The 14920-nt window shown below is 70.3% G+C and carries 14 protein-coding genes; 11 read left to right on the forward strand and 3 right to left on the reverse strand.

The window, feature by feature from the left end; translation table 11 throughout:
- Positions 1–28: 28 nt before the first annotated feature.
- Positions 29–709 (forward strand): 6-phosphogluconolactonase, encoded by a 681-nt coding sequence (gene pgl / locus HWY45_RS21120; protein ID WP_059565420.1) that lies wholly within the window; start codon positions 29–31, stop codon positions 707–709.
- Positions 687–2618 (forward strand): bifunctional transcriptional regulator/glucokinase, encoded by a 1932-nt coding sequence (locus HWY45_RS21125; RefSeq protein WP_059802323.1) that lies wholly within the window; start codon positions 687–689, stop codon positions 2616–2618. Before pgl ends, HWY45_RS21125 begins: the two co-directional genes overlap by 23 nt.
- A gap of 90 nt (positions 2619–2708) precedes the next feature.
- Here HWY45_RS21125 and HWY45_RS21130 read toward each other — a convergent pair whose 3' ends face one another.
- Complete coding sequence (locus HWY45_RS21130; RefSeq protein ID WP_059802325.1) at positions 2709–3926, reverse strand: Bcr/CflA family multidrug efflux MFS transporter; 1218 nt, start codon at positions 3924–3926, stop codon at positions 2709–2711.
- A gap of 246 nt (positions 3927–4172) precedes the next feature.
- Here HWY45_RS21130 and HWY45_RS21135 point away from each other — a divergent pair, with 246 nt between their 5' ends.
- The 4 genes from HWY45_RS21135 (at position 4173) to HWY45_RS21150 (ending at position 7850) form a co-directional block, all read left to right on the forward strand.
- A complete protein-coding gene (locus HWY45_RS21135; protein WP_059802327.1) occupies positions 4173–4628 on the forward strand; it encodes a hypothetical protein in 456 nt (151 codons plus the stop codon).
- Between the two features lie 151 nt (positions 4629–4779).
- Positions 4780–6063, forward strand: coding sequence for a glutamate-1-semialdehyde 2,1-aminomutase (gene hemL / locus HWY45_RS21140; RefSeq protein WP_059884948.1), 1284 nt, complete (start codon positions 4780–4782; stop codon positions 6061–6063).
- 15 nt (positions 6064–6078) lie between these two features.
- A complete protein-coding gene (gene ribD / locus HWY45_RS21145) occupies positions 6079–7200 on the forward strand; it encodes a bifunctional diaminohydroxyphosphoribosylaminopyrimidine deaminase/5-amino-6-(5-phosphoribosylamino)uracil reductase RibD (RefSeq protein ID WP_059565411.1) in 1122 nt (373 codons plus the stop codon).
- A gap of 14 nt (positions 7201–7214) precedes the next feature.
- The gene (locus HWY45_RS21150; protein WP_059565508.1) at positions 7215–7850 is read left to right on the forward strand and encodes a riboflavin synthase; all 636 of its coding nucleotides are present in this window, start codon (positions 7215–7217) and stop codon (positions 7848–7850) included.
- A gap of 43 nt (positions 7851–7893) precedes the next feature.
- Here the strand turns inward: HWY45_RS21150 and HWY45_RS21155 are convergent, their stop codons facing one another.
- Positions 7894–9054 (reverse strand): GGDEF domain-containing protein, encoded by a 1161-nt coding sequence (locus tag HWY45_RS21155; protein ID WP_059884950.1) that lies wholly within the window; start codon positions 9052–9054, stop codon positions 7894–7896.
- Between the two features lie 348 nt (positions 9055–9402).
- Between HWY45_RS21155 and HWY45_RS21160 the strand changes: the two genes are divergently transcribed.
- From HWY45_RS21160 to HWY45_RS21180, 5 genes are all read left to right on the forward strand, one after another.
- Positions 9403–9909 carry a DUF1993 domain-containing protein gene (locus HWY45_RS21160; RefSeq protein ID WP_059884952.1) on the forward strand — a complete coding sequence of 169 codons (507 nt, stop codon included), beginning with the start codon at positions 9403–9405 and terminating at the stop codon, positions 9907–9909.
- Positions 9910–10077: 168 nt separating this feature from the next.
- Positions 10078–11223 (forward strand): bifunctional 3,4-dihydroxy-2-butanone-4-phosphate synthase/GTP cyclohydrolase II, encoded by a 1146-nt coding sequence (gene ribBA / locus HWY45_RS21165; protein ID WP_059565406.1) that lies wholly within the window; start codon positions 10078–10080, stop codon positions 11221–11223.
- Between the two features lie 54 nt (positions 11224–11277).
- The gene (gene ribH / locus HWY45_RS21170) at positions 11278–11799 is read left to right on the forward strand and encodes a 6,7-dimethyl-8-ribityllumazine synthase (protein ID WP_059565405.1); all 522 of its coding nucleotides are present in this window, start codon (positions 11278–11280) and stop codon (positions 11797–11799) included.
- Complete coding sequence (gene nusB / locus HWY45_RS21175) at positions 11796–12233, forward strand: transcription antitermination factor NusB (protein ID WP_059565404.1); 438 nt, start codon at positions 11796–11798, stop codon at positions 12231–12233. Before ribH ends, nusB begins: the two co-directional genes overlap by 4 nt.
- Before the next feature lie 60 nt (positions 12234–12293).
- Positions 12294–13490, forward strand: coding sequence for a pyridoxal phosphate-dependent aminotransferase (locus tag HWY45_RS21180; protein WP_059884954.1), 1197 nt, complete (start codon positions 12294–12296; stop codon positions 13488–13490).
- Positions 13491–13583: 93 nt separating this feature from the next.
- Here HWY45_RS21180 and HWY45_RS21185 read toward each other — a convergent pair whose 3' ends face one another.
- On the reverse strand, positions 13584–14705 hold the full coding sequence (locus HWY45_RS21185; RefSeq protein WP_059565402.1) for a lytic transglycosylase domain-containing protein: 1122 nt from the start codon (positions 14703–14705) through the stop codon (positions 13584–13586).
- Positions 14706–14920: the final 215 nt, after the last annotated feature.

The following is a 14920-nucleotide window of genomic DNA, read 5'->3' on the forward strand; positions in this document are numbered from 1 at the left end:
GAACAGATAACAGCAGTCCGGAGGAGATGTGATCGAGATCCACGCTTTCGACACCCAGGAAGCGCAAAGCGACGCGCTCGCGCAAGCCGTCGGCGACGCGCTGCGCGCGGTGCTCGCCCGCCCCGCGCGCCCGACGCTCGCGGTGTCCGGCGGCACCAGCCCGCGCCCGTTCCTGCAGGCGCTGTCGCACGCGGCGCTCGACTGGAGCCATGTCGACGTGACGCTGGTCGACGACCGCTGGGTGCCGGAAGACGACGCCGCGAGCAACGCGAGCCTCGTGCGCGGCGCACTGCTGCAGCATGCCGCCGCGGCGGCGACCTTCCTGCCGCTCGTCGATACGCGCGCCGCGCTCGACGCGCACGTCGCCGCGCTGAATGCGAACCCCGCGCACCGCCTGCCCGATATCGCGGTGCTCGGCATGGGCGAGGACGGCCACACCGCGTCGATCTTCGCCGACGCGCCCGAATGGGGCCACGCGATCACCACCGCCGAGCGCTTCGTCGCCGTGCATCCCGGCGCGGCGCCGCATGCGCGCGTGAGCTTTTCGCTCGACGCGCTGACGCGCATCGACCGGCTGTTCCTGCTGATCGCCGGCAGCCGCAAGCGCGAGGTGCTCGAGGCGGCCGCTGCGTCGCCGCAGCAGAACGCCATTTCGAAACTGGCCAACGACAAGGGGACCCAGCTCGATGTCTACTGGTGCGCAAAGTAAAGCCGCCGCCGCCGCGGGCCAACATGCCGACGGCCCGCGCCTGCTCGCGGACGTGGGCGGCACCAACGCGCGCTTCGCGCTCGAAACCGGGCCGGGCGAGATCACGCAGATTCGCGTCTACCCGGGCGCCGAGTATCCGACGCTCACCGACGCGATCCGCAAATACCTGAAGGACGTGAAGATCGCCCGCGTGAACCACGCGGCGATCGCGATCGCGAACCCGGTCGACGGCGACCAGGTCACGATGACCAACCACGACTGGAGCTTCTCGATCGAGGCGACGCGCCGCGCGCTCGGCTTCGACACGCTGCTCGTCGTCAACGACTTCACCGCGCTCGCGATGGCGCTGCCGGGCCTGACCGACGCGCAGCGCGTGCAGATCGGCGGCGGCGCGCGCCGCCAGAACAGCGTGATCGGCCTGCTCGGGCCCGGCACCGGGCTCGGCGTGTCCGGGCTGATTCCGGCCGACGACCGCTGGATCGCGCTCGGCAGCGAGGGCGGCCATGCGTCGTTCGCGCCGCAGGACGAGCGCGAGGATCTCGTGCTGCAGTACGCGCGCAAGAAGTTTCCGCACGTGTCGTTCGAACGCGTGTGCGCGGGGCCCGGCATCGAGATCATCTATCGCGCGCTCGCCGCGCGCGACAAGAAGCGCGTCGCTGCGAGCGTCGACACGGCCGAGATCGTCGAGCGAGCGCATGCGGGCGATGCGCTCGCGCTCGAGACGGTCGAATGCTTCTGCGCGATCCTCGGCTCGTTCGCGGGCAGCGTCGCGCTCACGCTCGGCGCGCTCGGCGGCGTCTACATCGGCGGCGGCGTCGCGCTGAAGCTCGGCGAGCTGTTCACGCGCTCGCCGTTCCGCGCGCGCTTCGAGGCGAAGGGCCGCTTCGCGCACTACCTCGAGAACGTGCCGACCTACCTGATCACCGCCGAATACCCGGCGTTCCTCGGCGTGTCGGCGATCCTCGCGGAGCAGTTGTCGAACCGCTCGGGCGGCGCGTCGTCGGCGGTGTTCGAGCGGATCCGCCAGATGCGCGACGCGCTGACGCCGGCCGAGCGCCGCGTCGCCGATCTCGCGCTGAACCATCCGCGCTCGATCATCAACGACCCGATCGTCGACATCGCCCGCAAGGCCGACGTGAGCCAGCCGACCGTGATCCGCTTCTGCCGCTCGCTCGGCTGCCAGGGGCTGTCCGACTTCAAGCTGAAGCTCGCGACGGGCCTCACCGGCACGATCCCGATGAGCCACAGCCAGGTGCATCTCGGCGACACCGCGACCGACTTCGGCGCGAAGGTGCTCGACAACACGGTGTCGTCGATCCTGCAGCTGCGCGAGCACCTGAACTTCGAGCACGTCGAGAAGGCGATCGAGATCCTGAACGGCGCGCGGCGCATCGAGTTCTACGGGCTCGGCAACTCGAACATCGTCGCGCAGGATGCGCACTACAAGTTCTTCCGCTTCGGGATCCCGACGATCGCGTACGGCGACCTGTACATGCAGGCCGCGTCGGCCGCGCTGCTCGGCAAGGGCGACGTGATCGTCGCGGTGTCGAAGTCGGGGCGCGCGCCGGAGCTGCTGCGCGTGCTCGAGGTCGCGATGCAGGCCGGCGCGAAGGTGATCGCGATCACGTCGAGCAACACGCCGCTCGCGAAGCGCGCGACCGTCGCGCTCGAGACCGATCACATCGAGATGCGCGAATCGCAGTTGTCGATGATTTCGCGAATCCTGCACCTGCTGATGATCGACATCCTCGCGGTCGGCGTCGCGATCCGCCGCGCCTCGCCGAACGCGGAGCTGAGCGAGGCCGTCGCGCAGGCGAAGACGCGCGCCAGCGACGACGAGACGGCCGACGTGCTCGACTGGCTGAGCCACGGCGCGTCGCCTGCCGCGCGGGACGCGGCGAGGGACTGACGCGCGCCGCGGCTGCGTCGCGCGGGCCGCATGTAAAAAAACGCCACCGGGTGCGATGCCCCGGTGGCGTTTTTCATTCCAGCGCGCCGCTCAGGCGCCGGCCTTCACCGGCCGGCCATGCCAGCGCAGCACGAGGATCCGCCCGGCGAAGCACAGGATGCCCGTCACGCCGATCGTGACGCCCATCGCGAACGGCGTGCCGTCCGCGAGTGCGCCGATCGCGACGCTCGCGAGCGCGCCGAGCGCGAGCTGCATCGCGCCGAACACGGCCGCCGACGCGCCCGCGTTGTGCGGATAGCGGTGCATCAGGTCGGTCGTGCAGTTCGCCGACAGGATCCCGACCACGCCGACGACGAAGAACAGGCACACCACGATCGACCACAGCCCGCCCCACCCCGTCAGCGCGACGAGCGCGACCGCGAGCGACGCGACGCAGCTCACGAGCGACGCCGCCGCGATGATCCGCAGCGAGCCGAGGCGGCCGACGAGCCGCGTGTTCGTGAAGTTGCCGATCATGATGCCGACCACGTTCAGGCCGAACAGCAGGCCGTAATGCTGCGGCGACACGTGGAAGTATTCGATGTAGACGAACGGCGTCGCGGTGATGTACGAGAACATCGACGCGAATGCCATTCCGCCGCACAGCATGTGGCCCCATGCGACGGGATCGGACAGGATGCGCCCGTACGACGCGAACGACGCGAGCACGGCCGCGCTCTTGCGCCGCTCCTTCGGCCAGGTTTCCGGCACGCGCAGGTAGGCGGTCGCCGCGCACAGCGCGCCGAACGCCGCGAGCACGACGAACACGCCGCGCCAGCCGGCGAAGCGCAGCACCTGCCCGCCGAGCAGCGGCGCGAGCAGCGGGCCCACCGCGGTGACGATCGCGACCATCGACAGCACCTTCGCCGCGTCGCTCGGTTCGTGCGCGTCGCGCGCGATCGCCCGCGCGAGCACCGATGCCGCGCCCGCGCCGAGCGCCTGCAGGAAGCGCACGACGATCAGCATGTCGATCGAGCCGGCCACGACGCAGCCGATGCTCGCGAGCGTGAACAGCGCGATGCCGCCGAGCAGCACCGGGCGCCGGCCCCAGGTGTCGGACAGCGGGCCGTACAGCAGCATGCCGATCGAGAAGCCGGCCATGAAGCTCGTCAGCGTGCGCTGCGCGGCGCCGGCGCTCACGGAGAAGCCTTGCGCGATCGACGGCAGGCTCGGCAGGTACATGTCGGTGGCGATGGGTCCGCAGGCGGCAAGCGCGCCGAGCAGCAGGATCAGCCGGGCATCGGGCCGGCGCCGGACGACGTGAGACATGAGGATCCGGAAAGGAGCCGGTGCGCCCCGGGGGGGCGCGCGGCGGTGAGACGGAAGGCGGCGGCCGGATGCGGCTCGCCGCCGAGCCCATGATTGTACGCGCAACTTTTTCGAGTGGCCGCGACGGCGGCGGCCGGCCCCCGCCGTCGCGGCCCCACGCGGATCGCACTGCGCGGCGCGCGATCGTGCGCCGATTGGATTAAGCTTGCAGCCCTTGTCTGAACAATCCGCGTCCCGCCCGAACCGATGACCGCCTTCCTGCTGATCTGGAGCCCAAAGAAATGGCCGTGGCCCGAGCTGCCCGACGTCGCCGCGCGCGTGAAGGCCGGCGAGGCCGTGCACGATGCGTGGGGCTGCGGCTTCGCGCGCGGCATCCTGCCGGGCGACCGGGTGTTCCTGCACCGCGTCGCGAAGGAGCCCAAGGGCGTGTTCGGCTCCGGCTACGTGACGCGCGCGCCGTACGAGGTGCCCGATCCGTCGACCAGGCGCGGCTATCGGCTCTGCATCGACTTCGTCTACGACTGGCTCGTCGACGGCCACCAGGAGGTCGTGATCCCGCGCGACGCGCTGCGGGTCCACCCGTATTCGGTGCAGACCTGGGACGCGCAGACGTCCGGCACGTCGATCAAGCCGATGGTCGAGGGCCCGCTCGAAAAGCGCTGGGCGGAGCTGACCGGCGGCAAGCGCAAGCCGCCGCGCTGAGCGCCGCGCCGCCGCCCCCCGCGCGCCGAATCGCCGCGGGCCGCCCGCCGGCTCGCCGCGCGCGTCTCCGGTACAATCGGACGATCGTTCCGCCCAGGCGCCGCGGCCCGTGCACCGGCCCGCCCGCGCCCTTCTCTCGCAGGTTTCGCCCATGTCCAACAATCAGATCCTTTTCGAACGCGCGCAGCAAACCATCCCCGGCGGCGTCAACTCGCCGGTCCGCGCGTTCCGTTCGGTCGGCGGCACGCCGCGCTTCGTCGCGCGCGCGCAGGGCCCGTATTTCTGGGATGCCGACGGCAAGCAGTACATCGACTACATCGGCTCGTGGGGGCCGATGATCGTCGGCCACGTCCATCCGGAAGTGCTCGCGGCGGTGCAGAAGGTGCTCGGCGACGGCTTCTCGTTCGGCGCGCCGACCGAGGCCGAGATCGTGATCGCCGAGGAAATCTGCAAGCTCGTGCCGTCGATCGAGCAGGTGCGGATGGTGTCGAGCGGCACCGAGGCGACGATGAGCGCGCTGCGCCTCGCGCGAGGCTTCACGGGCCGCAGCCGGATCGTCAAGTTCGAGGGCTGCTACCACGGCCACGCGGACAGCCTGCTCGTGAAGGCCGGCTCCGGCCTGCTGACGTTCGGCAACCCGACGTCGGCAGGCGTGCCCGCCGACATCGCGAAGCACACGACCGTGCTCGAATACAACAACGTCGCCGCGCTCGAGGAAGCGTTCGGCGCGTTCGGCGACGAGATCGCCGCGGTGATCGTCGAGCCGGTCGCCGGCAACATGAACCTCGTGCGCGGCACGCCCGAATTCCTGAACGCGCTGCGCGCGCTGTGCACGAAGCACGGCGCGGTGCTGATCTTCGACGAAGTGATGTGCGGCTTCCGCGTCGCGCTCGGCGGCGCGCAGGCCCACTACGGGATCCAGGCCGACCTCACCTGCCTCGGCAAGGTGATCGGCGGCGGGATGCCGGCCGCCGCGTTCGGCGGCCGCCGCGACATCATGGCCCACCTCGCGCCGCTCGGCGGCGTCTACCAGGCCGGCACGCTGTCGGGCAACCCGATCGCGGTCGCCGCGGGCCTGAAGACGCTGCAGCTGATCCAGGCGCCCGGCTTCTACGACGCGCTCACCGCGCAGACGAAGCGCCTCGCCGACGGCCTCGCCGCCGAGGCGCGCGCGGCCGGTGTGCCGTTCGCGGCCGATTCGATCGGCGCGATGTTCGGCCTCTACTTCGCGGAGCGCGTGCCGACGAGCTTCGCCGAGGTCACGCAGAGCAACGTCGAGCGCTTCAACCGCTTCTTCCACCTGATGCTCGACGAAGGCGTGTATTTCGCGCCGTCCGCGTACGAAGCCGGCTTCGTGTCGAGCACGCACGACGACGCGGTGATCGACGCGACGCTCGCCTCCGCCCGCCGCGCGTTCGCCGCGCTGGCAGCCTGACGCGGGGCCGCGCGGATGTTCTCCGACACCGATTTCGCCCACATGCAGCGCGCGCTCGCGCTGGCCGCGCGCGGGATGTACACGACGACGCCGAACCCGCGCGTCGGCTGCGTGATCGTCAAGGACGGCAACGTGATCGGCGAAGGCTACACGCAGCCGGCCGGCCACGATCACGCGGAAGTGCAGGCGCTGAAGGACGCGCGCTCGCGCGGCCACGACGTCGCGGGCTCGACCGTCTACGTGACGCTCGAGCCGTGCAGCCACTTCGGCCGCACGCCGCCGTGCGCGAACGCGCTGATCGACGCGCGCGTCGCGAAAGTCGTCGCGGCGATGGAAGACCCGAATCCGCAGGTGTCGGGGCGCGGCCTCGGGATGCTGCGCGACGCGGGCATCGACGTGCGCTGCGGCCTGCTCGCGCACGAGGCGGGCGAACTGAACATCGGCTTCGTGTCGCGGATGACGCGCGGCCGCCCGTGGGTGCGGATGAAGAGCGCCGCGTCGCTCGACGGCCGCACCGCGCTGCCGTCCGGCGAGAGCCAGTGGATCACCGGCGACGCCGCGCGCCTCGACGGCCACGCGTGGCGCGCGCGTGCATGCGCGATCCTCACCGGCATCGGCACTGTGCGCGAGGACAACCCGCAGCTCACCGTGCGCGGCATCGACACGCCGCGCCAGCCGCAGCGCGTGCTCGTCGACAGCCGCCTCGAGCTGCCGCTCGACGCGCGCCTGCTCGAAGGCGCGCCGCTCTTGATCTTCTGCGGCCGGCTCGACGAAGCGGGCGAAGCGCGCGCCACCGCGCTGAAGGCGCGCGGCGCGGAGATCGTGCCGCTGCCGAACGCGCACGGCAAGGTCGACCTGCCGGGCATGCTGGCGGCGCTCGGCGCGCGCGGCATCAACGAGCTGCACGTCGAGGCCGGCCACAAGCTGAACGGCTCGCTGCTGCGCGAACACTGCGTCGACGAGCTGCTGGTCTATCTCGCGCCGAGCCTGCTCGGCGCGGACGCGGCCGGCATGTTCGATCTCGCCGCGCCGGCCAGCCTCGACGCGCGCGCGCGGCTCACGTTTCACAGCATCGAGCGGATCGGCGACGATCTGCGCATCCTGGCGCGCTTCGCGCCGCTCAACGCCTCTCATTGAACGGAATCGTCACGATGTTTACCGGAATTGTCGCGGCCGTCGGCCGCATTGAATCGATCCAGCCGCTCGGCGCGTCGCCGGACGCGGGCGTGCGCCTCACCGTGAAAGCCGGCGGGCTCGACCTCGCCGACGTCGCGCTCGGCGACAGCATCGCGATCCAGGGCGCGTGCATGACGGTGATCGAGAAGTCGGCCGACGCGTTCGACGTCGAGGTGTCGCGCGAGAGCCTGAACCGCACGGTCGGCCTCGCGGCGCCCGGCGACGTCAATCTGGAAAAGGCGCTGCGCGCGCATGACCGGCTCGGCGGGCACATCGTGTCCGGCCACGTCGACGGGCTCGGCACGGTGTCGCACTTCGCGCCGGTCGGCGAGTCGCACGAGCTGCGCATCGTCGCGCCGCGCGAGCTCGGCCGCTACCTCGCATACAAGGGCTCGATCACCGTGAACGGCGTGAGCCTGACCGTGAACTCGGTCGCCGACCGCGCGGACGGCTGCGAATTCTCGATCAACCTGATTCCGCACACGGTCGACGTGACGACGCTGCGGCACTTGAAGGCAGGCAGCACGGTCAACCTCGAGGTCGACATGATCGCGCGATACGTGGAGCGGATGCTGTCGGCGTCGCAACCCGCCGGCACCCCGCAGGACTGACCGTCCGGCGCGGGCGCCCCGGAGCCATCCGGGCGCCCGCGTCTCAGGCCGCGATATCGGCGTGCGCGGCGGCCGTCACGCGGTCGCGCCCGGCCGCCTTCGCCGCATAGAGCGCGGCGTCGGCGCGGGCCATCAGCTGCGACAACGGTTCATCGGCCGCGCGCTCGGCCACGCCGGCGCTGAACGTGAACCGGACACCGCCCGCCCCGCCGCCGCCTGCGGCACGCGCCAGCGAAGCGCGCAGCCGCTCGATCGCGCGCGTGGCATCGCCCTCGGCGGTGTCCGGGCAGAGCACGGCGAACTCCTCCCCGCCGAGCCGCCCGAACAGGTCGCACGGCCGGATTCCGCCCGACACGACCGCGGCGAAATGCACGAGCGCCTGATCGCCGGCCGCATGGCCGTGGCGGTCGTTGATCGTCTTGAAGTTGTCCAGGTCGACGATGGCGAGCGACAGCGGCACGCCGGCGCGCACCGCGCGCAGGCAATGCTGCTCGGCCCGCTCGAGAAACGCGCCGCGCATCATCGCCCCCGTCAGGCCGTCGATGGTCGCGAGCCGCTCGAGACGTTCCGCCACCCGGTCGTGCGCGAGCATCACGACGCCCATCGACAGGCACAGCAGGCTCAGCACGCCGAGCGCGAGAAACACGACGTTCGCCGGGGCCACGCTCGCCACCGACGTGTCGCGCAGGTGGCCGAGCATGAACCCGGCGCTGCGTGCGGCATGGGCGAGCGCGCCGGCCGCGGCCACGACGGCGACGAACACGTAGCTGTACGTGGGCCGGTTCGCCGGCCGGCGGCGCCACGCCAGCCAGCCGATCGAGAAGCGCGTGTAGGCGACGAATGCGGACATCAGCACGACGCGCACGCGCGAATCGCCGCCGTTCAGCGCGAAATCGACCAGCACCAGGATCAGCAGCGCGACAGCGGCCAGCTCGGCGCGATACACGGCGCGCACGCCGAAGAATTGCCGGAAGCCGTGCAGCACCGCGAGCGTCGCGCACGCATACAGCGCCGCCGCCACGCCGACCACGGCCGTGGATGTGCCGTCCGCGAGCGCGAGCACGATCGACACGGCCATCAGCGCCTGCGCGGCGAGCCAGCTGCGCAGGCCCGGCAGGCCGGCGCGCAGCAGCGAGCCGAGCACGGCCAGCGACACGATGCAATGGATCAACAGGATCAGCAGGAGAACGGCGGGAGTCGACATGTCCGGAGCGCCCAATCTGAATCGCCGAACGCCGCCGCCCGTGTGCCGCCCCCCGGCGCATCGCGCCGTCTGGCTGGCCCCGCCGAAAGTGCGTGCCGCGCTTGCGCGCCGGCGATGCGATCGGGTCGGTACGGACGCGATCCGTCGCGCCCGGCGTTCTGGTCCGCCCGCACGTCGTGCGAACGGTGCGCGCATTCTAACCGCTGCGGCTGACGGCACGCGAGCGCCGCGCGCTCACGCGTGCGCGCGCGACATTGCGTCCGCGCTATGATGCCGAAGCGCCCAGCGCGCAATCCCGAGAACCGTCACGCGCCCCATCGCGCTCACGCACTCCATCGAGGTATCCCCATGTCCATTTCGATGTACCAGGCCTCCGTGCCTGTCCTGATTCGCGGCCTGACCAGCCTGCAGCACATCCTCGGCAAGGCTCAGGCGCACGCGGCCGAGAAGCAGATCGATCCGTCGGTGTTCATCGGCGCCCGCCTCTACCCGGACATGCTGCCGCTCGTCCGCCAGGTCTACATCGCGACCGACACGGCGAAGGGCTGCGCCGCGCGGCTGGCCGGCGTCGAGATTCCGAGCTACCCGGACGTCGAGCAGACCTTCGACGAGCTGCAGGCGCGCCTGCAGAAGACGATCGACTACCTGAAGCACTTCGACGCGGCGCAGATCGACGGCATGGAAGACCGCCAGATCGTGCTCAAGATGCGCACCGGCCCGCTGGAGTTCACCGGCCAGTCGTACCTGCTGGGCTTCGTGCTGCCCAACTTCTTCTTCCACGTGACGACCGCGTACGACATCCTGCGCCACAACGGCGTCGAGCTCGGCAAGCTCGATTTCCTCGGCCGCCCGTAACGGCGGCGCCCCGCCCCGGCCGGCGCGCAACACGCCGGCCGGGCCTGCCCGGCGGCCGGCTGCGCCGGCATTTGCCCCCGCGGCGCGACGGCCGCCGCCCGCGCCAGCCGAAACCGGGCCCGGCTGGCGTAAAATACGCACTTTCCTCTTTCTCGCCCTTCCCCCTTTATGACGCTCGCCTCCACGCCCGACATCATTGCCGAGCTGAAAGCCGGCCGGATGGTGATCCTGGTCGACGAAGAAGACCGCGAAAACGAAGGCGATCTGGTGATCGCCGCCGAGTTCGTGACGCCGGAAGCGATCAACTTCATGGCCAAATACGGCCGCGGCCTGATTTGTCTGACGTTGACGCAGGAACGCTGCAAGCAGCTGCACCTGCCGCTGATGACGTACCGCAACGGCACGCAGTACGGCACCGCGTTCACGGTCAGCATCGAAGCGGCCGAAGGCGTGACGACCGGCATCTCGGCGGCGGACCGCGCGCACACGATCGCCACGGCGGTCGCGCACGACGTGCGCCCCGAGCACATCGTGCAGCCGGGCCACGTGTTCCCGATCATGGCGCAGCCGGGCGGCGTGCTCGTGCGCGCCGGCCACACCGAGGCCGGCTGCGACTTCACGGCGCTCGCGGGCCTTACGCCCGCCGCGGTGATCTGCGAAATCATCAAGGACGACGGCACGATGGCCCGCCTGCCCGACCTGATCGAGTTCGCGCAGGAGCACAACCTGAAGATCGGCACGATCGCCGACCTGATCCACTATCGCAGCCGCACCGAGTCGATCATCGAGCGCGTCGCCGAGCGCACGATGCAGACGGCGCACGGCACGTTCCGCGCGGTGCTGTACCGCGACCAGCCGACCGGCTCGCCGCACATCGCGCTGGTGCGCGGCACGCCGTCGCCGGAGCGCGACACCCCGGTGCGCGTGCACGAGCCGCTGTCGGTGCTCGACCTGCTCGAGACCGGCGTGTCGACCCACTCGTGGACGCTCGACGCGGCCATGCGCGAGATCGCGCAGCGCGACCACGGCGTGATCGTGCTGCTCAACTGCGGCGACACGAAGGAACATCTGGTCGACGTCTTCAAGGCGTTCGACGAGGAAGAGAAGGCCGCGGTGCTGAAGCGCCGTCCGGTCGATTTCAAGACGTTCGGCATCGGCGCGCAGATCCTGCGCGATGTCGGCGTCAGCAAGATGCAGGTGCTGTCGAATCCGCGCAAGCTGGGCAGCATGTCCGGCTACGGCCTCGAAGTCACGGGCTTCATTCCGATGCCCGGCGGCGAAGCCAAGGCCTGCGGCTCGACGCCGCACGCGTAACCCGTCACGGCGCTTTCGCCTTATAACCGTTCATCCACACCACGGACAAAGATCATGGAAATCGGACAATACCAACCGAATCTCGAAGGCGACGGCCTGCGTATCGGCATCGTGCAATCGCGCTTCAACGAGCCGGTATGCAACGGCCTCGCCGACGCGTGCGTCGAGGAACTGGAGCGCCTCGGCGTCTCCGGCGAAGACGTTCTGCTGGTGTCGGTGCCGGGCGCGCTGGAAATCCCGCTCGCGCTGCAGAAGCTCGCGGAAAGCGGCCAGTTCGACGCGCTGATCGCGCTCGGCGCGGTGATCCGCGGCGAGACCTACCACTTCGAACTCGTATCGAACGAGAGCGGCGCGGGCATCACCCGCATCGGCCTGGATTTCAACCTGCCGATCGCGAACGCGGTGCTGACGACCGAAACCGACGAGCAGGCCGTCGCGCGCATGACCGAGAAGGGTCGTGACGCGGCGCGCGTGGCGGTCGAGATGGCCAACCTGACGATGGCGCTCGACCAGCTCGGCGACGACGAAGACGAAGACGAAGAAGAGGACGAAGACGACGAAGAGGAGCGCGCATGAAGAAGAGCGCCCGCCGACAATCGCGCGAGCTGGCGACGCAAGGCCTGTATCAGTGGCTGCTGTCGAACGCGTCTTCAGGCGAGATCGACGCGCAACTGCGCGGCGCGCTGGGTTACGACAAGGCCGACAAGGATCTGCTCGACGCGATCCTGCACGGCGTGATCCGCGAGCATGCAACGCTTGCGGAAGCGCTCACGCCGTGCCTCGACCGTCCGATCGACCAGCTGTCTCCGATCGAACGGGCGGTGCTGCTGATCGCGACCTTCGAACTCACGCATCACCTCGAAACGCCGTACCGCGTGATCATCAATGAAGCGGTCGAGCTGACCAAGACGTTCGGCGGCTCCGACGGCTACAAGTACGTGAACGGCGTGCTCGACAAGCTCGCCGCGAAGCTGCGCCCCGCCGAAACGCAGGCGCGCCGCAACGGCTGACCTCCGACGGGCGCGCATGCGCCCGTTTTTCATTTCACGCTCCCCTCTTCCGACCGACCGATGAATACCACCGCCGATTCGCTCGTGACGCTCGCAGCGCGCGTCGACGCGATCCAGCCGTTCTATGTGATGGAACTGGTGAAGGAGGCGCAGCGGCTCGAAGCCGCGGGCCGCGACATCATCCACATGGGCATCGGCGAACCGGATTTCACCGCGCCGGAGCCGGTGGTCGAGGCCGCCGCCGCCGCGCTGCGCCGCGGCGTCACGCAATACACGAGCGCGCTCGGCATCGCGCCGCTGCGCGAGGCGATCGCCGCCCACTATGCGCGCGCGTACGGCATCACGGTCAGCCCGGAGCGGATCGTCGTGACGGCGGGCGCGTCCGCCGCGCTGCTGCTTGCGTGCCTTGCGCTCGTCGGCCGCGACGACGAGGTGCTGATGCCCGACCCGTCGTACCCGTGCAACCGGCATTTCGTCGCGGCGGCCGAAGGCCGCGCGGTGCTCGTGCCGAGCGGCCCGGCCGCGCGCTTCCAGCTCACCGCGAACGACGTGCGCCGGCTATGGGGCGACAGGACGCGCGGCGTGCTGCTCGCGTCGCCGTCGAACCCGACCGGCACGTCGCTCGAGCCCGACGAGCTGAAGCGGATCGTCGAGGCGGTGCGCGCCCGCGGTGGCTTCACGATCGTCGACGAGATCTACCAGGGGCTCAGCTACGACGCGCCGCCCGTGTCGGCGCTGTCGTTCGGCGACGACGTCGTCACCGTCAACAGCTTTTCGAAGTACTTCAACATGACCGGCTGGCGGCTCGGCTGGCTGGTCGTGCCGCCGGCGCTCGTCAGCACCTTCGAGAAGCTCGCGCAGAACCTGTTCATCTGCCCGTCCGCGCTCGCGCAGCACGCGGCGCTCGCGTGCTTCGAACCGGCCGCGCTCGAGATCTACGAAGCGCGCCGCCTCGAATTCAAGCGGCGCCGCGATTTCATCGCGCCGGCGCTCGAGCGGCTCGGCTTCACGGTGCCCGTGATGCCGGACGGCGCATTCTATGTATACGCGCACTGCGGCGGCGTCGCGCATCCGGCGGCCGGCGACAGCGCGGCGCTCACGCAGACGATGCTGCACGACGCGGGCGTCGTGCTGGTGCCGGGCATGGATTTCGGCGTGCATGCGCCGCGCGACTATATCCGGCTGTCCTATGCGACCGCGTACCCGCGCCTCGAAGAAGCGGTCGAGCGGCTCGCGACGCTGTTCGGGCAGCGCTGAGCGGGGCTGCGCGGCACGCCGGCGCAAGCCGGCAGGCGAAAAAAAAGCACCCTCGCGGGTGCTTTTTCGTTTTCTCCGGGCCGGATTCGCACGTTATGCGCCGAACTCCGAGTGATCGCCGCGCGACTGCTTGGCGGAATCGACGCTCGCGTCGTCCTGCTGCGGCGCCTTCGGCGCGGCCGACTTGGCGGCGACGATCGGTTGCGCGTTGTCGAGCGTGGCACGGACCCGCTTCGCGCCGCCCGTCGACGACACCGCGGCCGTGACCATCGGCTTCGCCTGCTGGGCCGGCGCCTGCGGCGCAAACACCGACACGCTGCGGCCGCGGGCCACGTCGCGCAGCCGGCCGCGCTCGGCCATCACCTTCGAGCCGTAACCGTTGTCATCGGGGTTCGTCGAGCCGTTGTACAGGCGCAGGCCGCTCGCGAGCGAGCCGCCGCGCGCGATGCAGTCCTTCAGCACGAGTGCGCCGACCTGGATGTTCGCGAGCGGCTGCAGCGCGGTGCCGGTGCCGCCGAAATACTCGAACTTGTCGGAATGGACCTTCGACATCACCTGCATCAGGCCCTTCGCGCCGACGCCGCTCTCGGCGTACGGGTTGAAGCCCGATTCGATCGCCATCACGGACAGCAGCAGCAGCGGATCGAGGCCGACGTCGTGGCCGGTCTGGAACGCCGCCTTGACGAGCTGGCCGACCGGCTCCTGCGCGACGCGGTAGCGGCGCGACAGGTAGGTGGCGACGAGCGCCTGCTGGCGGTTCGACGCGAGCGCGCGGTCGTCGCGCGCATCGGCGGGCACCCGCTGGGCCGGGATCAGCTTCGCGAGCGTGACCGGCGACTGGCCGTTGCGGGCGTCGTCGGCGGCGTCGTTCTGCGAGACGGCTTCCGATGCGACGTCGAGATCGGCCGCCAGCGCGTCGGTCTCCGGACCGTCGTCCTGCTGCGGCTGCGCGCCCGCGGGCGCGAAATTCGGCAGCGGATGGCCGGTCAGCAAACGGGCCGGACCGGCCTGCACGGCCGCGGACACGACCGGCATCAACTTCGCGGCGAGCGTGCCGCGCACGGCCGGCAGCATCCAGAGGGCAAGCGCGACCGCAACAGCGAGACAACCTACGACGCTGAATAAGTGGTGACTGACACGCGTCCCGCGACGCAGCATTTCACGCACGAGGTGCGTATGCCGCTCATTGGGACGCCACGATAACCAAGCGTTCATTCAGATCTCCCATGAACATGATTCATGCGGCTCGCTCTGCTCGATGGCGAGACGGAACACGCGCCGCGGAATCACGACGCCGCACGTCATGGCTGGACGCGCAGGCATCGGAGAAACGGTATAAGTACCGTTCGAGGCCACGGCAGGACAGGGCCGGCGCCTTTCTCAAGGCGGGCAAATGCGGTGGCACTCACGCAAAAAACCAGCGTCAGGAG

The organism is Burkholderia stagnalis (assembly GCF_902830275.1).
Taxonomy (GTDB): Bacteria; Pseudomonadota; Gammaproteobacteria; order Burkholderiales; family Burkholderiaceae; genus Burkholderia; species Burkholderia stagnalis.